Origin of the sequence: Rhizobium sp. CC1099 (assembly GCF_029714385.1) — a bacterium.
GTDB lineage: Bacteria > Pseudomonadota > Alphaproteobacteria > Rhizobiales > Rhizobiaceae > Rhizobium.
Genome location: NZ_CP121642.1, coordinates 839,809 through 856,695 on the forward strand (window position 1 = coordinate 839,809; position 16,887 = coordinate 856,695).

Genomic DNA, 16,887 nt, shown 5'->3' on the forward strand with positions numbered 1-16,887 from the left:
GATGAGCCGCCTCGACAGCTTCATCCGCCGTTTGACGGCTCAGCGCGACATCCTCAATTCCATCTGTGATCTGGTGAAGGAGACAGAAGGTCCGGTTTTGGAGTTCGGCCTTGGAAACGGCCGGACCTATGATCATTTGCGCGAGCACTTCCCGACCCGCCGCATAATCGCATTCGATCGCGAGGTGCATTCCTATTCGGCCTCGACCCCGCCTGCCAACGACATGGTGACGGGCGATATCCGCGAAAGCGGCCAAGCCTTCATCGGTATCGGTGCAGCACTTGCCCATGCCGATATCGGGACGGGCCATGACGAGATCGATGCAATAACGCTGACCTGGCTGCCGCAGCTGGTGGCCGGCGTTCTTACAAGGGGCGGCGTCGCCGTCAGCGGTCTGCCGCTCGATTGGCCGGAGCTTGAGCCGCTGCCGCTGCCTGACGGCATCAAGGAAGGACGGTATTTTCTCTACCGGAGGAAATAAGCCTGCTTAGGTGCGCAGGTTTCCCGTGCCGTAGGCCAAGAGCCCACTTCCTGCGCAGCTCGGTTGTGCATTCGATGAGGCGCCTTCGGTCCGGTCATCCGCACCGATGACAAGCAGGAGACGACGGTCAAAGACGTCATTGCCGCCAGCGATGCGGCAAGCGGACGCATAACGCCACGCTTGCGTCGGCTTCGGCCGTCCTTGCTGGCGTCAACTGCCATCTATCCCTTGCCATGCATGTGCACGCCGGGGGGCCGCAAGCGAGGGATCAGGGCAGCAAGAGGACGTCGTACTGATCAATGCCGCCTGGCAGGTCGCGGACCTTCATTTCCTGCTCGCCCTCCTCGAAGAAGACGACGCAATCCTCATAGCAGCCGGCAAGCATCGTTACGAAATCGCGGGTCTGTTCAAGGCCGTAGAAAATGGGTGTGAATTCCATGTAGAGCGGCACGCGCCGCGACATCAGCGGAGCCATGGAGCGGCAGGCGACAGGCTCGTAGCCTTCGATGTCCATCCAGACGAGGCTGACGTCGTCCGGATTGAGACCTGCCTCGCGGAGGATGTCGCTCACCGGCTTTACCGGGACGCTCACCTTCATATCCGATGAACTCCGTCGAATGGCGCTGCTCTTTCCATGGTTCGTTGCGTTGAGAAAGAAGTCGATCTCCCCTGCAGTCTCGCCTGCGGCGCAGTTGACGAGCGTGACCGTCTGCTCCAGCCGGTTCTGGCCAATGTTGGTTTGCAGCAACCGGAAATTGCGAGGATCAGGTTCGACGCTGACGATGCGCGAACAAGCGTTGCTCAGCGCGAAATAAACCGTCTGCGTGCCGATATTGCCGCCAAGCTCGAGCAGCACGCCGTCCTTTCGCAAAAGGCCGCGCTCGCGCAGCACCGCCAGGAGCCGATCGACGTTCCCGCGCTCGAAATGCCCCTTCCGGAAGACTTTGCGGCCGATATAGTCGGATGGCGAAAAGGTCATCAGATGATCGCCGGCATCAACGGTCATGGAAACGACCCGCGGGCCGATGTTCTCGATGAGCAACCGCCGGCCGAAGCGCGTGTCGAAGAAGCGGCTTGCCACGGCGTTCCGCGCTCTGCGCAGGCGCTTTCGCCAGTATTTTTTTGATCCCAACGCGTCAACGGCCATCAGGCTTTCCCATTGAGCGGCCCACCCGCCCGTTCCTTGTGGATCACATAGACTTTCAAAGGCAGCGCCCGGCCGCGCACACTGATGTCGCGGCTTTCGATGCCGCGCATATCGGCGCCCGACAGATCGGCCACAGGCTCGGAAATGACGAGCGCTGCACCGAACTCCTTGGCGGCGTTTTCAAGGCGGCTGGCAACGTTTACCGTGTCGCCGACGGCGGTGAGATTTCGCACCCTGCCGTACCCCATCGTCCCGACGACGGCCGGTCCAAAATGAATGCCGATCGCGATCTGAAGCGGTATCGTCAGTTCATCGGCGAGTTCGGCGCCGAGTTTTTCAATTTCCGACGTGATCGTTTCGGCTGCTTTCAGCGCCTGGCGGCAGGCCTCGCCGGGCGAAGTGCCGATGCCAAAAAGGGCCATGGCGCCGTCGCCGATGAACTTGTCTATCCGTCCGCCGGCTTGTTCCACTGCCTTGCCGACGAGGGCGAAGTAGCGGTTGAGCAGGAAAACGATGTCGAAAGGCAATCGGGTTTCCGTCAGACTCGTGAAATTGCGAATATCGCAGAAAAGCACGGCAATTTCACGCTCCCGGCCAGGACTTGTTTCCTGCGTGTTGGCAGGAAGGGCCGTTTCGGTCGCCGGGATCAGAAGTGGCGCGACGGTGATGTCATGGTCCGGGCGCAGCTGACAGGCGAGACGCACGTCCGGCGCCGCATTGATGCGCTCGAGCGTCTTCTGCTCCAGTTGATCAGGTTGCGGCAGGCGTTGGTAATCGCCGAGGATCTGAACCCGGCAGGTGGAGCACTGTCCCTTGCCGCCGCAGACCGAGTAATGGGGCAGCCCGCCGAGACGGCTCGCCTCCAGCACCGTAAAACCGCGTGGCACCTTGATCGTCTCACCCCCCGGATAGCGCACGGCAATCTGGTCAGTGCGCTCCTTCCACTTGCGGCGGGTGCGCGCGGCGACGACGGACAGAAGCGCCAGCGAGAAGCTGCCATAGAGCCCGGCGCGTATCATCGCGATCTGCCGCTGGGCGTGCGGGTCGGAATAATAGCGGGTATTCAGGTTTTCCTGATAGCGCCCGGTGTCGACAAGACCCTCATAGTCCGGCTCGGCGATCGTGCGGCCCATCTCGATAAAGCCGAGCAGCGAAAGCACGGGCAGCAGGATGGCAAGCGCCAGAAGCAGCGGTGCAAGACCGTCGTACCAAGGCCGGTAGCGCAGCCAGAAATGCAGGCCGATGCAGCCGTGGATCCAGACGACGATAAGCGCGACTGCCTGCCGGATGCCGTTGCCGAAGGAGAGGATCCACAGCTGGCGAACGACCGTTTCGTAGTTGTCGGCATATCTGTAAAGTTCATGGACGATACGGGTTCCGATCACATGATCGATCAAGAGCAGCGGGATGGCGAGGCCGAGCACGATCTGGGCCATTTCACCGTTTGGCATGACCAGGCTGCGACGCATGTATAGCGAGCGAAGCACCAGCGCGATGTGAATGAAGATCGCGCTGTAGAAGATCAGCGTGCCGAGCGGATTTCGCCAGAGGGCGACAAACAGCCGGCGGCCGTCATCGGCAGCAGCGACGGAAATGAGGCCGAGTGCATGGTTCGACAGGTGGAGGACCACGAAAGTGAACATGACAAGGCCTGAGCCGAGCCGGGCGCGCCGGATGTTGCGCTCCGAAAAAATGCCTGTGTCCGCGATGGTTGCCATTCATTTCCGTTCTTGACGTTCACCTGCATATGCCGAAAGTCGGTTAACTTTAGATCGTCTTTTCCTAAATCTGAATCCGCCACCAGTTCGAGACGCTGGAGCGTGACCTGCGGAAAACCGTTTCACAGCTTCGAGGATCATGCTCTAGAGATGTTGAGGTGAAAGCGAAATGCCATCTTCTCCAGCCACGATCACATTGCATATGTTTATCAGTAACTTTTAAGGAAACGGACAATAGCGGTAATTTTTGCGATAGGCTGGATGGGCGGCGCAATAAAGCGCTTTCTCAATGGAGCGTCCTGATGCGGATTGCATTTTACGCGCCGCTGAAATCCCCAAACCATCCGACACCATCCGGCGACCGCCTGATGGCACGGCTGCTTGTCGAGGCGCTGCATCGTTCCGGTCATTCGGTCGAGATCGCCTCCGAGTTCCGCAATTTTGCGCCAACTCCCGAGGCGGCAACTATGCTTGAAGGCGAGCGGCAGGCGGAGCTTTTCCGGCTAAAAAGCACGTGGCGCCGTGGACCAAAACCGCATCTGTGGTTCTGCTATCACCCGTACTACAAATCGCCGGATCCTTTCGGACCCGTGCTTGCGGCCGAATTCGGCATTCCCTACGTCACTGCCGAGGCGTCCTATTCCCGCAAACGCGACGCCACCGGCTGGGCATCGGCGCAGGCGACGGTTGCAGCGGCAATCCGGCAGGCGGCGGTCAACATCGTGCTCACGGAACGCGACGGGGCAGGGATCGGGCAGGCTGTTCCCGAGGCCCGTCTTGCTTCAATCAAGCCGTTCATCGACACGGCATCGATCAAAAACATCGATCTGCGGCCGGATTCGAAACGGCTCGTGACGGTCGCCATGATGCGCGCCGGCGACAAGATGGCGAGCTATAAGGTGCTGGCTGCGGCACTGCGCGTGATCGAAGACAAGGCCTGGACGCTCGGCATCATCGGCGATGGCCCGATGCGGGCGCAAGTCGAGGCGCTGTTTTCGGATTTCGCGCCCGCCCGCATCGATTGGCTGGGCGAACGAAGTGCGTCAGACGTCGCAAGTCTGCTCGCTCGATCGGGAATCTATGTCTGGCCCGGTTGCGGTGAAGCCTATGGCCTTGCCTATCTCGAGGGGCAGGCGGCCGGCCTGCCTGTGGTGGCGCAGCGAACAGCGGGCGTGCCAGCGGTCATTGAAGATGGGGTGACAGGCATATTGACGGCAGATGGCGATATCGACGCCTTTGCCGCCGCCACCGGCCGCCTGCTGGACGATCCGGCGCGACGCCAGGAAATGGGCGCGGCGGCGCGGCACTTCGTGCTGGAGGAGCGATCGCTGGAGATCGCTGCCCTGGACCTCGACAGAATACTGAAACGATACGCAGGAGTTGAACCATGAGCGGCAGTTCGACCTGGAAATCCCTCCGTGAGGAACTCGCGCGCTGGCGGGAGGCTGGAAGGGTGGCCCGCTTCTGGTGGCGCGATGACGATGCGATCGAGCCGACGGCGGCGCTCGACAGATTGCTCGGCCTTTCAAGCGCGCATAAGATCCCGGTGACCGTTGCCGTCATCCCGGCAACGACCGGTCCAGCACTTTCTCAACGGCTTTCGGCTGCGAGCGGGGTCAGCGTTGCCGTGCATGGCTGGTCGCACGAGAATTATGCGCCGCCGCAAGAAAAAAAGCAGGAACTTGGCGGACACCGGCCGGCGGAGGCCGTGCTTGGCGAACTTTATGATGGCTTCCTGACGCTGCACCGGCTGCATCCGGCCAGGTTCATTCCCATGCTGGTGCCGCCATGGAACCGCATCGACGGCAGCCTTGTTCCCAAGCTCCCGGCACTTGGTTTCGAATGCATGTCGACGTTCGGCCGGGCGACTGCGGGGGCGGCGATCCCGCTCCTCAACACCCATATCGATATCATGGGACGGCGAGCGGACGGAAAGGGGCCGCGCGTCGGCCGACCGCATGACGAAATTGTAAGCGAACTTGTGGGAGAACTGCAGGACCGCTTCGAAGGTCGAAACGAGCCGGTCGGTTTGCTGACCCATCACCTCGCGCATGACGAGACGGCGTGGAAATTTACCGAGGCATTTCTCTCGGAGGCCAACAGTCATCAGGCGATTTTATGGAAACCGGCAGCTGAGCTGCTGAAAGATCAGATGTCGACGACCTGATTGTCACGCGCGGCGAAGGCGCCGGGGAATGCTGCCTGGGCATTCTTTTCCATCTGGCCAAGCTGCTCGTCCGTGCGCGAAGGCGCGTGATGGAAGAGCGCGAAGCGTTTCGTTCCTGCCATTTTGGCCAATTCGATGCCGTGCTGCCAGGTCGAATGGCCAAAGCCCTTGAAGCGCTGCATCTCGTCTTCGTTGTAGGTGCAGTCGTAGATCGCCAGATCCGCATCCTTCATCAATTCCAGAGACACCGGGTCATAAATGCCGGGGATATGCTCGACGTCGAATACAAGCGCGACGATCCGGCCGCCCCACTCGATGCGATAGCCGATCGCCCCGCCTGGATGGTTCAGTTTGTAGGTCTTAATGCGCACACCCTCGCGCGGAGAAAGCATGTCGCCGGCATGGAAATCGCGGAAGTTCATCGTTGCCTGGCAGATATCGGTCTTTACCGGAAACCAGGGCGGGCTGATGAACTGATCGACCATATCCTTGGTGCTCATCTTGCCGTCGAGATGGCCGGACCAGATGTTGACATTGATCGAGGGATAGTAAATCGCCTTGAAGAAGGGCAATCCAATGATGTGGTCGTAGTGACAGTGGCTGAAGAACAGATCGACCTGCGTGACGCCTTCGTTGAGCATCGCAAGCCCGGCCTCGCGCAGCCCGGAGCCTGCGTCGAAGATCAACCGGTGGCCGCCGCAGCGCAGTTCGATGCAGGTGGTGTTGCCGCCGTAGTGATCGAATTCGGGGCCCGATACCGGGATGCTGCCGCGAACGCCCCAAAATTTTACCTGAAACTGATCGTTACTCATGGTTCTTCAAAATCGGGCTCCCGCACAGCGCTATCGTAATCATAGTTTAACCCTGATGCGAAGTGCGGAATTCCTCGGGGGTGCCTCTATCTTGCCTATTCTCCCAATCGCTAGCAGCAGAAGGAGTAGATTTTCCTAAGGCAGCAGGAGTTGGTCCGAAAGCAGCCGGATATGGTTTGCTTTGCGTAAACGGAAATGCCGGAGTCTGAAAGCCGGCGGACATCTCCTGTTCTATTAGGTGGCTCTTCCGGGGCGAAAATACAATTCTCCGCTTTTTCTAGCCCATCTTCGTCGGATTGAATGTCACAAGATTGAGATCAAACAATTGCAAGGCCGTCCTATTGGCAGATCCACGGAATCTTGCCGGTTGCGTTCGCGCAGCCGGCAATACTAGAGGCTGGCGGCGATGCCGCCATCGACCATCAGCATATGGCCGTTGACGAAAGAGGAAGCGTCCGAAGCGAGAAAGACCGCCGCGCCGACCAGTTCCTCGACATTGCCCCATCGGCCTGCAGGTGTGCGCGTCTCCAGCCAGGCCGAGAATTTCGGATCGTCCACCAGCGCCTGGTTGAGCGGCGTTTTGAAATAGCCGGGGGCGATCGCATTCACCTGCAGGCCGTACTTTGCCCAGTCGGTCGCCATGCCGCGGGTGAGATTTCTGACTGCACCCTTCGTCGCCGTATAAGGAGCAATGCCCGGCCGGGCGAGTTCAGCCTGGACAGAGGCGATGTTGATGATCTTGCCCCTGCCGCGCCCAATCATCGCCTGCGCCACAGGCTGGCTGACATAGAAAATGCTTGAGACATTGGTCTTAAGCAGTTCATCCCACTTTTCGATCGGGAAAGATTCCAACGGCGTTCGAAACTGCATTCCGGCATTGTTGACGAGGATGTCGACCGGGCCGATCTCGCTTTCGATATAGGCGACGCCATCGCGCGCGGCGGCAGCATCGGTCACGTCGAAGGCGGCACTCAGCGCATGCAATCCCCTTGCCCTGATCGTCTCTGCTGCAGCTGCCGCCTTCTCGGCATTGCGGCCATTGATGACCAGGGAAGCGCCGTGTTCTGCAAGGCCAAGGGCCAGCGCATGACCGATGCCCTGGCTGGAGCCGGTAACAAGCGCTCGGCGGCCGGTGAGGTCGAATAAGGGGAAAGACAAGCGGGGCGCTCCTTTATTGCGGTGCCCGATTGAAGAGGAGTCCTTGGGTCGATGCAAGCATCGTTTTGACGCAAGGCGCTCCGGTCTGTTATGTGCGGCACTGCAATGGAGGTTCATCATGCGCATCCGCAACGAGACAAAAGCCGATATCCCGGCGATCCGCGCGCTGGTCAGCACGGCGTTTGCCGGCAAGGCCTACAGCAGCCAGACGGAAGCGGCAATTGTCGATGCCTTGCGCGGGAACAGAGCGCTTTCCGCCACGCTCGTTACCGAAGATGAAGGCCGTATCGTCGGCCATATCGCGTTCTCACCGGTGATGATCAATGGCAGGGATTTGGGCTGGTACGGCCTCGGACCAATCGCGGTAACACCCGAAAGGCAAGGCGAGGGGATCGGTACTGGTCTGGTGAAGGATGGACTTGCAGCCATCCGCAAACTCGGCGCCCAGGGATGCGTCCTGCTTGGCGATCCCAAATATTACGGCCGGTTCGGCTTCAAGGCGGATGCTCGCCTCAGGCTTGCAGGTGTTCCGGCCGAATATTTTCAGGCGTTGTGCTTCAGCGGTGAAATGCCGTCCGGCACGGTCACCTATGACGCGGCTTTCGACATAACGAATGGCGAGGCGCCACGCCACGTGACCTAGTGCAGCCCGCCGACCCCGAGCAAACGTTCCACGGCGGCGTGATCCGTCGAAAGCGCTTCGGGCGTGCCGGTCCAGGCAAGGCGCCCCCGTTCTAGGATGATGACCTGATCGGCGAAGTCGAGCGCACTCTGGATGCGTTGTTCGACAAGCAGGATCGTCATGTCGCCAGTCTTGGCGAGTTCGGAAAACGCGGCCATCAACTCTTCGCAGATGATGGGTGCGAGACCTTCCAGGGGTTCGTCAAGCAGCAGAACGGAGGGGCGGCCGAGAATCGTGCGGGCAGTCGACAACATCTGCTGCTCGCCGCCGGAGAGTTGGCCGCCGAGATTGCGGCGGCGCTCCTTCAGACGTGGAAACATCGCGTACGCCTCTTCGAGCGCCGTCTTCGGCCGTCCTTTGAGGCCGACGAAGAGGTTTTCCTCAACCGTCAGCGTCGGGAAGATGCAGCGCGCCTGCGGCACATAACCGAGCCCTTGACGGGCGCGAGCTGAGCTGGCCATGGCGGTGAGGTCTGCGGAGCCGAGGCGGATGCGGCCGTCATAACGCCTGGTCTGTCCGGCAAGCGTCGCAAGCAAGGTTGTCTTGCCCATTCCGTTGCGGCCAAGGATGGCAAGGCGGGCGCCTGCGGGCACGGCGAATGAAACGTTTTCGAGAACCCGCGTCGGTCCATAGCCAGCGGAGAGATTGTCGACCTCAAGCGGCGTGGCTGGCATTGGCATAGCTCCCGAGATAAGCCTCGCGCACGCGGGCATCCTTGGTGACCTCGACCGGCGAGCCGTCGAAAATGATGGTGCCCGCCGCAAGCACGATGACACGCCTGGCGAAGCGGAACACGAGGTCCATATCGTGCTCGATCATCAACACCGCGAGATCGGCCGGCAGATCGGCGAGCGCCTGCTCGATCCGGGCGGTATCGCTTTGCGGCACGCCGGCAGCAGGTTCATCAAGCAACAGCACCGTCGGTTTCAGTGCCATGGCGACGGCAATCTCGAGGAGACGCTGCTGTCCATAAGCAATTTCACTGACCCTGCGGCACATGAGATCGCCAAGGCCGAGTGTGCCGAGCAGATCGGTGACTTCTGCCATGAGATCCGGCATCGCGAGAAAGTTGCCGAACATCCGGCCAGTGAGTCCGTCACGCTGCAGGATCGCGAGCGCGACGTGTTCGGCCGGCGTCATTTCCTGGAAGAGCCGTGTGACCTGGAAGGAACGGACGAGGCCGCGCCTGACGCGGCCCGCCGCACCAATTCTCGTCACGGTCTCGCCACCGAGGCGGACATCGCCGGCGTCCGGCGAAAGGTTGCCAGTGACGAGATTGACGAAAGTGGTCTTGCCAGCGCCGTTCGGGCCGATGAGCGCGACGCGGTCACCTGCTGCCACCGAGATCGATACATCGTTGGTCACCACGAGGCCACCGAAGGATTTCCTGAGATTGACGACTTCGAAGACGGGGCTCATTGCGCAGTCTCCTTCCGGCGGACGAAAAAGGCAGTTGCGGTCCCATAAAGGCCCTTCGGTGCGAAGAGGACGACAGCGACCAGTAACGCGCCGACCATCGTCAGCCAGTGGAACGGGTTTGCAGCCGAGACATAATCTTCAAAGAGCATGAAGATGACGGTGCCGGAGAGCGCACCGAAGAGCGAGCCGGTGCCGCCGAGAACGAGCATCACGAGGCTTTCGGCCGAAAGCGTGAAGGAGAGGCTGTCTAGACCGACCACCTGTGTGGAGATGGCATTGAGGGCTCCACCGACACCGGCGACGGCGCCTGAAATCACATACATCTTCATCAGCGCCGCTTTCGGCGAGGCGCCCATGGCCCGGATGCGCAAGGCATCTTCCTTGATCCCGCGGCAGAGCATGCCAAAGGGCGAACGCACCACAAGGCGGAGCAGAATGAAAACGACAAGCAGCAGGATCACCCCGAAAACATAGGCGGAATGGCCGTAAAGGTCGAACTCGAAGGTGCCGAAGATTGGATCGGCCGAGATGCCGGATAGGCCATCGCTGCCGCCGGTCCAGGATGATGCCTTGTTGGCGAATTCGTGGAAGAGGTTGATGAGCGCGATCGAAAGGACAAGCTGCGGCAGTCCGTGGGCACGCAGGATGACGATGCCGCAGACGAGGCCTGCAGCAGCGCCACCGGTGATACCGGCAAGCGTCATCAAAAGAGGATCGGTGATGCCGTAATGGGCCGAGACGATGCCCGCCGCATAGGCGCCGGAGCCGAAGAGTGCTGCATGGCCGAGCGTCGCCACGCCGCAATACCCGGTGACGAGATCAAGCGAGAGAACGAGCAATGCGATTGCGATGACGCGCGTCAGCAGCGCAAGGTTATCCGGAAAGAGTAAATAGCCGATGCTGGCGAGCGCGACGATTGCGGCAATGCCGGCTGTATCGCGGACGAAAAAGCGATTGCGCCGGATGGGTACTGCTGTCGTGGTTTGCGTGTTCATGGCGAGCGTCATCCTACTTCACCCTTCCGGCAAAGCCGCGCGGAAAAACGCAGATGATTGCAATGACGGCGAGATAGAAGAAGAATTCCCCGTATTCCGGCATCAGGTAGCGGCCCGTGGTGTCGATGCCGCCAAGAACCAGGCAGGCGATCAGTGCGCCGGGAATCGAGCCTGCGCCGCCGACCGAGACAACGACGAGGAAAGTCACCATGTAGCGCAGCGCATAATAGGGCTCGACCGGCAAGAGCTCCGCGCCGACCACGCCGCCAAAGGCGGCCAGGCCGACGGCGACTGCGAAGCTCAGTGCATAGATGATCTCCGTGCGCACCCCAAGCGCGGCGGCCATGGCGGCATTATCAACGGATGCGCGCAGTTTTACACCGAAACTTGTCTTTTCGATCGTGTACCAAAGGGCGCCCGCTACCGCGAGGCCGCAGAAGATGGCAAAAAGCCGGTGCACCGGAATGGTGCGAAAGCCTAGATCGGCGGAGCCTTGCAGGCCGTCTGGCAATGGGATTGTCTTCAGCGTCGGCCCCATGACGTAGTTGGCTATGCCGATGATGCAGAAGGTGATGCCGATCGTCATCAGAACCTGGGTCAGTTCCGGCGCGCCGTAGATGCGCCGGTAGAGGAAGCGTTCGACCGGAATGGCGATGACGATGGTTCCAGTGACGGCGACAAGAACTGCGATGCCGTAGCCAAGGCCAAGATCGCGCGTTGCATAGGAGGCAATGTACCCGCCGATCATGGCGAAGGCACCGTGGGCAAGGTTGACGACCCGCATCAGGCCCATGGTGACCGAAAGGCCGATCGAGATCACGAACAGCACCATGCCATAGGCAAGCGCGTCGACGGCAATGCTGAAGACAGTCTGCATGAGGCTCGTGTGTTCCTTATCTCAGCAGGTGCTGAAGCCCGCTCTGCGTCGTTGAGGGCGCCGTCTCGCCCCATCCACCTGCCGGAACCTTCTCCCCTGCCGGGAGAAGAGACTTGCGGTTTGCGCCATATGCCCTTTCGTCGACAACGGGATGGGCTGATGGGTGGTCCGGGCGATCGCCTTTTAAGAAAGCCTTGCTCCTTACTTTGTCGCCGCCAGACCTGGATCCCCCTGCTTTTCAAATGTCTGGATTTCCTTGTTGATGTATTTGCCGTCCGCATCCCTGGCGACTTCGCGCAGATAGATATTTTCTGTGATGTGGCGGCTTTCGGGATCGATGGAAACGGGGCCGCGCGGGCTCATCCAGGAAAGGCCCTTTACGGCTTCGACAGCTTTTTCAGCATCCTGCTTGCCGCCAGTTGCCTCGATCATCTTGTAGATGACGTGCATGCCGTCATAGGCCCCGACGGCCGGGAAGGTGAGTTCGGCCGGATTGCCGAGTGCCTTTCCGGCGGCTGCAACGAAGGCCTTGTTTTCGGGCGAGTCATGCGAAACCGCGTAGTGGTATGTCGTCAATATGCCGAGAGCGGCGTCGCCGAGCGCCGGAAGGTCGGATTCCTGCGTCAGGTCGCCGGTTGCAAAGAGTTGGATGCCGGCGGCTTTCAGGCCATTCTCGCTATAGGATTTCACGAAGCCAAGCGTCGGCGGACCGGACGGCAGGAATGCAAAGACGCCCTCAGCACCCGAATCCTTAATGCGCTGCATGATCGGGCTGAAATCGTTGGTGGCAAGTGGCATACGGATCGCTTCGACGATTTCCCCGCCTTGCTTTTCGAAGCCCGCCTTGAAGGCGTTTTCAGCGTCGACCCCCGGACCGTAGTCGCTGACAACCGAGATGACCTTCTTAATGCCTTTGTCGAACGCGACCTTGGCGATTGGCATGGAAGTTTGCCAAAGGGTGAAGGATGTACGAACGACCAGAGGGCTCTTGGTGACGATGGCAGAGGTTGCGGCGTTCATGATCACGAGCGGCGTATTGGCCTGTTTCAGGATGGGCGTGACGGCCATTGCGTCAGGCGTGAAATAGAACCCGGCCAGATACTGGACTTTCTCCTTGACGACGAGTTCCTGGGCAAGCGCCTTTGACTTGGCCGGATCGGCGGCCGGCAGGTCGCGATAGATGACTTCGACGGTATTGTCGCCGATCTTGGCGCCATTCGTTGCCATATAGGCGTCGATCCCGGCCTTGAAGTTCTTGCCTTGCAGCGCGAACGGACCCGAAAACGGCCCAACGACCCCGACCTTGATGGTGTCGGCATAGGCGGCGGTACCCATGACGATTGCCGCCGCAGCGGCCAGAACCAGCTGTCTCATCTTTCCTCTCCCTTTATACCCGGCGGACTCCACCGCCAGGTTAGCGCGCAGCTAAATTTCACGTCAGTGTGTCATGCGAAACGGTAATGTAAAAATGAAATAAATACGGTAATTCATAACTGATGCATTATGTTAAGCATCTGCCTGAGGCTGACATGAAGGGTGAGGAAGGAAGCTTGTCTACGAGCCCCCGAGGCGGAGGATATTGCCGGTCAGCTCGCGCGCGAGCCGCAGGGCGCCGGCGGTCGCCATGACCATCTGCGGCAGCACGAGCCATTCAAGTGTCCAGGCGGCACCCGAACGTTCCTGTTCGTGAACAAGCGCTTGGTGGATGGCCGAAAGTTGGGCGGCGTTGAAGCGGGAAAATGCGACAAGCGTTTCGGCACCGACCGGGTTCTGCTTGTGCACCATGGCTGACGATCTTCCGCCGCCAGCAAGTTCGATCTCTCCACCCGCCTGCGCCAGAAGGGCGATGTCCTGGCCCATCTTCCCCAGGCTGCCGGTGATCAGCGAAAAGAGGTTGGCAAGGTCGGCGATTGGTGCGCGCTGGTTTTGCCAATGAGGCTCGTCGGTCAGTCCAAGTTCCTGGGCGAGTGACGCGCGGATGTCGGCAGCCTTGCCGCCCAGCCTGTCCAGCGTCCCGGCCGCGCCACCGAACTGGATGGGAAACTTCTGTACCCCTAGCCGGTCGTGATAACTTTCAAGCGGGGCTCGCCATGTCCGCAGACGATCCGAAACGGCAATCGGGATTGCCGCCTGCATGCGGGTATGGCCCATCAGACTGTTCTGGCCGAACTGGCGATCGAGCGCGTCGAGAGCGCGAACAATGGCATCGAGCCGGCCGGAAAAAAGAAAGATGATCGCCTTTAGCCTGATCATCAGGCTGGTATCGATGGCGTCCTGGCTGGTCGCCCCGAAATGGACATACTGGGCCGCCTCGCCGCCCACTGACCTGCGCAGTTGCGTGACGAGATCGGGAACGACGACGCCGTCTGTGGCGGTCGCAACCTTGAGGCCCGCGATGTCGGCAGTGAAACCTCGACAAGCTTCGGCAATGCGGCTTGCTGCCCTTTGTGGGATCAGGCCATGGGCGCCTTCGGCCTTGGCAAGTGCAGCCTCGAAGGAGAGCATAGCGCGGATGTCGGCATCCGCCGAAAGATGGGCCGAAATCTCATCGTCTCCGAAAAGGCCGCTGAGGAATGGGTGGTCGAAGGCGGATGCGGTCACGTGACCTCTCATTGATTTTGCCTACTTCTGCCGCCAGCTTGCCGTTGCAGAACCGCACCGGCTGTAAAGATGCCGGCAGAGATGGCGCGGAATGTCCGCACCTTTGCCAACTATGCCTTTACCGGTTTCTCGACGGGCAGGATCTTTATATCCGCATTCTCGTCGACACCTCGCGCCTTTGCAACGAACGAGAATTTCTTTCGCATGCCCAAGATCGGCTTCTCGATCATATGCCAGGAAAAGACAGCGATGCCCATCGCGGCGCAGATGCCGATAGCATAGAGCGCGAGCGCGCCGGTTTTCGGGATCAGGAACAGGCCCGGCGCCAGACTGATCAAAATCTGAAGAAAGGGGTCGTGATAAAGATAGACGCCATAAGAATAGTCGCCCTTGTGAAAGACGGAGGGCAGGGGCACCGGCGTCAGACCGACAAATACCGTGATATAGACGAGCGCTGGGATTACGAGCAGTCTGTTTGGCACGCTCTCGATGGAGGGGCTGCTCAAGATCAGCATCGCCAGGACGCAAACCGCCATGCTGGCCAAGAACAGTGATTTTTTATGCGGAATGAAATCCCGCAATTGATAGGCCAAGATGCCGAGCAGAAACGCAAATACCAGCTGTGCGCCGCGGCTGACGAACAGCGTGCTCAAAACCAGGTTTACGCGATCGGGCAGCAGATGTCCGAAGGACTGGACGATAAGCCCGCTCAGGATAAAGCCACCGGTCAAAAGTGCCAGCTTCTGCCATGACTTGATGATCGAGGTGATCATGAGCGCAGACATGATGATGTAGCAGAAGATTTCCCATGGCACGGTCCACAGAGCTCCGTTGACCCGATGCGTCGGGTTTTGCTCAAATACACCCGGCAGGCTGTAATGAATCCAGCCGATGATGTTGAGAAAATACTTGAAGAAGTCGGCGCCGAGAAAATAGTCACGCAAAGCGACGGTCGTCACCAGCGGGCCGATGATGAGCGCGCAGACGACGATATCGACCGCAAGAGCAGGAACGATGCGCAGTCCGCGGTTCAAGAGAAAGTTCTTCAGGCTGAGGCGCTGAGCGCTGCCGGCGATCAGAAACCCGCTGAGAGCGAAGAACATCGGAACCAGTGCGTATTCGGCAAACCACAACGGGCTCGAACGGAAAAAAGCGTCATTTCCGGTCAGCAAAAATGAATGTGCCAATACGATTGAAAAAGCCAGGGCAATTCTGAGAAAATCAAAACCTGGACCAAGACCCTTGTGTGCCGTCAGGACGTGCCCGAATGTTTTCTGCATGTTTCCACCATCAAGGTTCAGCCCGTCAAAAGTCTTACTGCGGTGCAGCATTTTTAACAACCCGCCTATCGTCGTTTCGACACGCGCGCAGCTCTCTATGATTGTAAACGGGGTGCCGGCGGCATCGGCTTCCAGCAGGAAGCGCCCTGCATTGAAGGGAAAAGCGCCTTATCTTACCTGCTGATCAAATGTCGAGAAATACCGTTTCCTTCTCCCCCTGAAGGCGGATATCAAACGTATAGGTTGCGCCGTCCCGGGTCGCGATCATTGTTGCAATGCGCTCGCCGAGTTCGACACGGGCAAGCAGCGGATCGGCGTTGTTGGCGTCTGCTTCCTCCGGAAAGTACATGCGGGTGTGGAGCCCGATATTGATACCGCGCGCAACGATCCAGAAAGAGATGTGCGGCGCCATCGTGCGGCCGTCCTTGAAGGGCACGCAGCCAGGCTTGACGGTTTCGAATCTATAGACGCCATCTTCGGCGCTGGTCGGGCAGCGGCCCCAACCGGCAAAATTCTGGTCGGCCGCGCCGCGCATTTCCGATGGGCTGTTGTAAAGCCCGGCGCTGTCGGCCTGCCAGATTTCGACGACCGCGTCACGCACGGGCGCGCCTGTTCCATCATAGATGTGGCCCGTCACGGTGATGCGCTCGCCGAGGGTCTTTTCGTTGACCATCGCGCTGCCGAGGTCTTGTGCGTAAACGCCGCCGATATCACAGAAATTCGGCGTCAAGCCGATATGGACATAGGGACCTGCCGTTTGCGACGGGGTTTCCTTGAGATAGCCGAGTTCCTGCATGATCAGTTGCCCTCCAGCCGGTTTTCGAACAGGGTCGAGCGGCGGCCGCGCAGAACGATATCGAACTTGTAGGCGCGCGCGTCCATGGGGATGGTGTTGCCCCAGTCGAGCGCTGCAATCAGCTGCTCGATTGCAGCCTTGTGCGGGATCGTGCCGACGATCGGACATTTCCAGATCATCGGGTCGCCCTCGAAATACATCTGCGTGATCAGCCGCTGAGCAAAGCCGTGGCCGAAGATCGAGAAGTGGATGTGCGCCGGGCGCCAGTCGTTGACGCCGTTCGGCCACGGATAGGCGCCGGGGCGAATGGTGCGGAAGGAGTATTGCCCATATTCGTCGGTGATGCAGCGCCCGCAGCCGCCGAAATTCGGATCGATGGCCGCGAGATAGGATTCTTTCTTGTGGCGATAACGCCCGCCGGCGTTGGCCTGCCAGAATTCGACCAGCGCGCCCGAGACTGGCCGGTTACGCTCGTCAAGCACCCGTCCGTGAACGACAATGCGCTCGCCGATGGCGCTCTCGCCGGGGCGGGCGAAGTTGTGGATCAGGTCATTGTCGAGTTCACCGATGATCGAATGGCCAAAGACCGGCCCGGTAATCTCTGAAATCGTGCCGTCGAGCGACAGTAACGCGCGTTGTGGGGAACGCAGCACCGAGGTCTTGTAGCCGGGCGCATAGGCCGGTGGATGCCAGGCGCGGTCGCGGGCGAAGAAGGCGCCGGTTTCCGGCTTGCGGTTCGAAATATCGGACATCT

The 16,887-nt window shown here is 60.0% G+C and carries 17 protein-coding genes and 1 pseudogene; 5 read left to right on the forward strand and 13 right to left on the reverse strand.

Going from position 1 to position 16,887, the window contains the following annotated elements:
- Nucleotide 1 precedes the first annotated feature (1 nt).
- Both QA644_RS25165 and QA644_RS25170 read left to right on the forward strand, forming a co-directional pair.
- Entirely contained in the window at nucleotides 2–481 is a 480-nt protein-coding gene (locus QA644_RS25165) for a class I SAM-dependent methyltransferase (RefSeq protein ID WP_283073748.1), read from the forward strand.
- Nucleotides 482–521: 40 nt separating this feature from the next.
- Nucleotides 522–777: pseudogene (locus QA644_RS25170) on the forward strand (hypothetical protein); the annotation flags it as partial.
- Here the strand turns inward: QA644_RS25170 and QA644_RS25175 are convergent.
- Nucleotides 750–1,628, reverse strand: a complete 879-nt coding sequence (locus QA644_RS25175; RefSeq protein WP_239601043.1) for an FkbM family methyltransferase — start codon at nucleotides 1,626–1,628, stop codon at nucleotides 750–752. The pseudogene QA644_RS25170 and the gene QA644_RS25175 sit on opposite strands and share 28 nt — an antisense overlap.
- Nucleotides 1,628–3,346, reverse strand: a complete 1,719-nt coding sequence (locus QA644_RS25180) for an adenylate/guanylate cyclase domain-containing protein (RefSeq protein WP_283073749.1) — start codon at nucleotides 3,344–3,346, stop codon at nucleotides 1,628–1,630. Before QA644_RS25180 ends, QA644_RS25175 begins: the two co-directional genes overlap by 1 nt.
- Nucleotides 3,347–3,648: 302 nt before the next feature.
- Between QA644_RS25180 and QA644_RS25185 the strand changes: the two genes are divergently transcribed.
- The gene (locus QA644_RS25185; RefSeq protein WP_074071586.1) at nucleotides 3,649–4,737 is read left to right on the forward strand and encodes a glycosyltransferase family 4 protein; all 1,089 of its coding nucleotides are present in this window, start codon (nucleotides 3,649–3,651) and stop codon (nucleotides 4,735–4,737) included.
- Entirely contained in the window at nucleotides 4,734–5,513 is a 780-nt protein-coding gene (locus QA644_RS25190) for a polysaccharide deacetylase family protein (protein ID WP_283073750.1), read from the forward strand. The genes QA644_RS25185 and QA644_RS25190 overlap by 4 nt, the downstream gene beginning before the upstream one ends.
- Here QA644_RS25190 and QA644_RS25195 read toward each other — a convergent pair.
- Nucleotides 5,495–6,325 carry an MBL fold metallo-hydrolase gene (locus QA644_RS25195; protein ID WP_283073751.1) on the reverse strand — a complete coding sequence of 277 codons (831 nt, stop codon included), beginning with the start codon at nucleotides 6,323–6,325 and terminating at the stop codon, nucleotides 5,495–5,497. The two genes, QA644_RS25190 and QA644_RS25195, sit on opposite strands and share 19 nt — an antisense overlap.
- A gap of 390 nt (nucleotides 6,326–6,715) precedes the next feature.
- Nucleotides 6,716–7,483 (reverse strand): SDR family oxidoreductase, encoded by a 768-nt coding sequence (locus tag QA644_RS25200; protein WP_239601038.1) that lies wholly within the window; start codon nucleotides 7,481–7,483, stop codon nucleotides 6,716–6,718.
- A gap of 118 nt (nucleotides 7,484–7,601) precedes the next feature.
- Between QA644_RS25200 and QA644_RS25205 the strand changes: the two genes are divergently transcribed.
- A complete protein-coding gene (locus tag QA644_RS25205) occupies nucleotides 7,602–8,126 on the forward strand; it encodes an N-acetyltransferase (protein WP_283073752.1) in 525 nt (174 codons plus the stop codon).
- Here the strand turns inward: QA644_RS25205 and QA644_RS25210 are convergent.
- The 9 genes from QA644_RS25210 to pcaH all read right to left on the reverse strand — a co-directional run bounded on the left by QA644_RS25210 (nucleotide 8,123) and on the right by pcaH (nucleotide 16,885).
- Nucleotides 8,123–8,839 carry an ABC transporter ATP-binding protein gene (locus QA644_RS25210; RefSeq protein ID WP_194731389.1) on the reverse strand — a complete coding sequence of 239 codons (717 nt, stop codon included), beginning with the start codon at nucleotides 8,837–8,839 and terminating at the stop codon, nucleotides 8,123–8,125. The genes QA644_RS25205 and QA644_RS25210 overlap by 4 nt on opposite strands.
- The gene (locus tag QA644_RS25215; protein WP_283073753.1) at nucleotides 8,820–9,584 is read right to left on the reverse strand and encodes an ABC transporter ATP-binding protein; all 765 of its coding nucleotides are present in this window, start codon (nucleotides 9,582–9,584) and stop codon (nucleotides 8,820–8,822) included. The genes QA644_RS25210 and QA644_RS25215 overlap by 20 nt, the downstream gene beginning before the upstream one ends.
- Complete coding sequence (locus QA644_RS25220) at nucleotides 9,581–10,591, reverse strand: branched-chain amino acid ABC transporter permease (protein ID WP_283073754.1); 1,011 nt, start codon at nucleotides 10,589–10,591, stop codon at nucleotides 9,581–9,583. Before QA644_RS25220 ends, QA644_RS25215 begins: the two co-directional genes overlap by 4 nt.
- Before the next feature lies 1 nt (nucleotide 10,592).
- Nucleotides 10,593–11,456 carry a branched-chain amino acid ABC transporter permease gene (locus tag QA644_RS25225; protein ID WP_239601034.1) on the reverse strand — a complete coding sequence of 288 codons (864 nt, stop codon included), beginning with the start codon at nucleotides 11,454–11,456 and terminating at the stop codon, nucleotides 10,593–10,595.
- Nucleotides 11,457–11,657: 201 nt separating this feature from the next.
- Nucleotides 11,658–12,830: an ABC transporter substrate-binding protein gene (locus QA644_RS25230; RefSeq protein ID WP_283073755.1), complete on the reverse strand. Its 1,173-nt coding sequence runs from the start codon at nucleotides 12,828–12,830 to the stop codon at nucleotides 11,658–11,660.
- A 180-nt stretch (nucleotides 12,831–13,010) separates the two neighbouring features.
- A complete protein-coding gene (locus tag QA644_RS25235) occupies nucleotides 13,011–14,057 on the reverse strand; it encodes a 3-carboxy-cis,cis-muconate cycloisomerase (RefSeq protein ID WP_283073756.1) in 1,047 nt (348 codons plus the stop codon).
- A gap of 110 nt (nucleotides 14,058–14,167) precedes the next feature.
- Nucleotides 14,168–15,337: an acyltransferase gene (locus tag QA644_RS25240; protein WP_283073757.1), complete on the reverse strand. Its 1,170-nt coding sequence runs from the start codon at nucleotides 15,335–15,337 to the stop codon at nucleotides 14,168–14,170.
- A gap of 184 nt (nucleotides 15,338–15,521) precedes the next feature.
- A complete protein-coding gene (gene pcaG / locus QA644_RS25245) occupies nucleotides 15,522–16,133 on the reverse strand; it encodes a protocatechuate 3,4-dioxygenase subunit alpha (protein ID WP_074071594.1) in 612 nt (203 codons plus the stop codon).
- A gap of 2 nt (nucleotides 16,134–16,135) precedes the next feature.
- A complete protein-coding gene (gene pcaH, locus QA644_RS25250; RefSeq protein WP_283073758.1) occupies nucleotides 16,136–16,885 on the reverse strand; it encodes a protocatechuate 3,4-dioxygenase subunit beta in 750 nt (249 codons plus the stop codon).
- Nucleotides 16,886–16,887: the final 2 nt, after the last annotated feature.

Excerpts from the sequence above, each read along its gene's own strand:
- QA644_RS25165 (WP_283073748.1), top strand. The coding sequence starts at position 2 with ATGAGCCGCCTCGACAGCTTCATCCGCCGTTTGACGGCTCAGCGCGAC.
- QA644_RS25175 (WP_239601043.1), bottom strand. The coding sequence starts at position 1,628 with ATGGCCGTTGACGCGTTGGGATCAAAAAAATACTGGCGAAAGCGCCTG.
- QA644_RS25180 (WP_283073749.1), bottom strand. The coding sequence starts at position 3,346 with ATGGCAACCATCGCGGACACAGGCATTTTTTCGGAGCGCAACATCCGG.
- QA644_RS25185 (WP_074071586.1), top strand. The coding sequence starts at position 3,649 with ATGCGGATTGCATTTTACGCGCCGCTGAAATCCCCAAACCATCCGACA.
- QA644_RS25190 (WP_283073750.1), top strand. The coding sequence starts at position 4,734 with ATGAGCGGCAGTTCGACCTGGAAATCCCTCCGTGAGGAACTCGCGCGC.
- QA644_RS25195 (WP_283073751.1), bottom strand. The coding sequence starts at position 6,325 with ATGAGTAACGATCAGTTTCAGGTAAAATTTTGGGGCGTTCGCGGCAGC.
- QA644_RS25205 (WP_283073752.1), top strand. The coding sequence starts at position 7,602 with ATGCGCATCCGCAACGAGACAAAAGCCGATATCCCGGCGATCCGCGCG.
- QA644_RS25210 (WP_194731389.1), bottom strand. The coding sequence starts at position 8,839 with ATGCCAGCCACGCCGCTTGAGGTCGACAATCTCTCCGCTGGCTATGGA.
- QA644_RS25215 (WP_283073753.1), bottom strand. The coding sequence starts at position 9,584 with ATGAGCCCCGTCTTCGAAGTCGTCAATCTCAGGAAATCCTTCGGTGGC.
- QA644_RS25220 (WP_283073754.1), bottom strand. The coding sequence starts at position 10,591 with ATGACGCTCGCCATGAACACGCAAACCACGACAGCAGTACCCATCCGG.
- QA644_RS25225 (WP_239601034.1), bottom strand. The coding sequence starts at position 11,456 with ATGCAGACTGTCTTCAGCATTGCCGTCGACGCGCTTGCCTATGGCATG.
- QA644_RS25230 (WP_283073755.1), bottom strand. The coding sequence starts at position 12,830 with ATGAGACAGCTGGTTCTGGCCGCTGCGGCGGCAATCGTCATGGGTACC.
- QA644_RS25240 (WP_283073757.1), bottom strand. The coding sequence starts at position 15,337 with ATGCAGAAAACATTCGGGCACGTCCTGACGGCACACAAGGGTCTTGGT.
- pcaG (WP_074071594.1), bottom strand. The coding sequence starts at position 16,133 with ATGCAGGAACTCGGCTATCTCAAGGAAACCCCGTCGCAAACGGCAGGT.
- pcaH (WP_283073758.1), bottom strand. The coding sequence starts at position 16,885 with ATGTCCGATATTTCGAACCGCAAGCCGGAAACCGGCGCCTTCTTCGCC.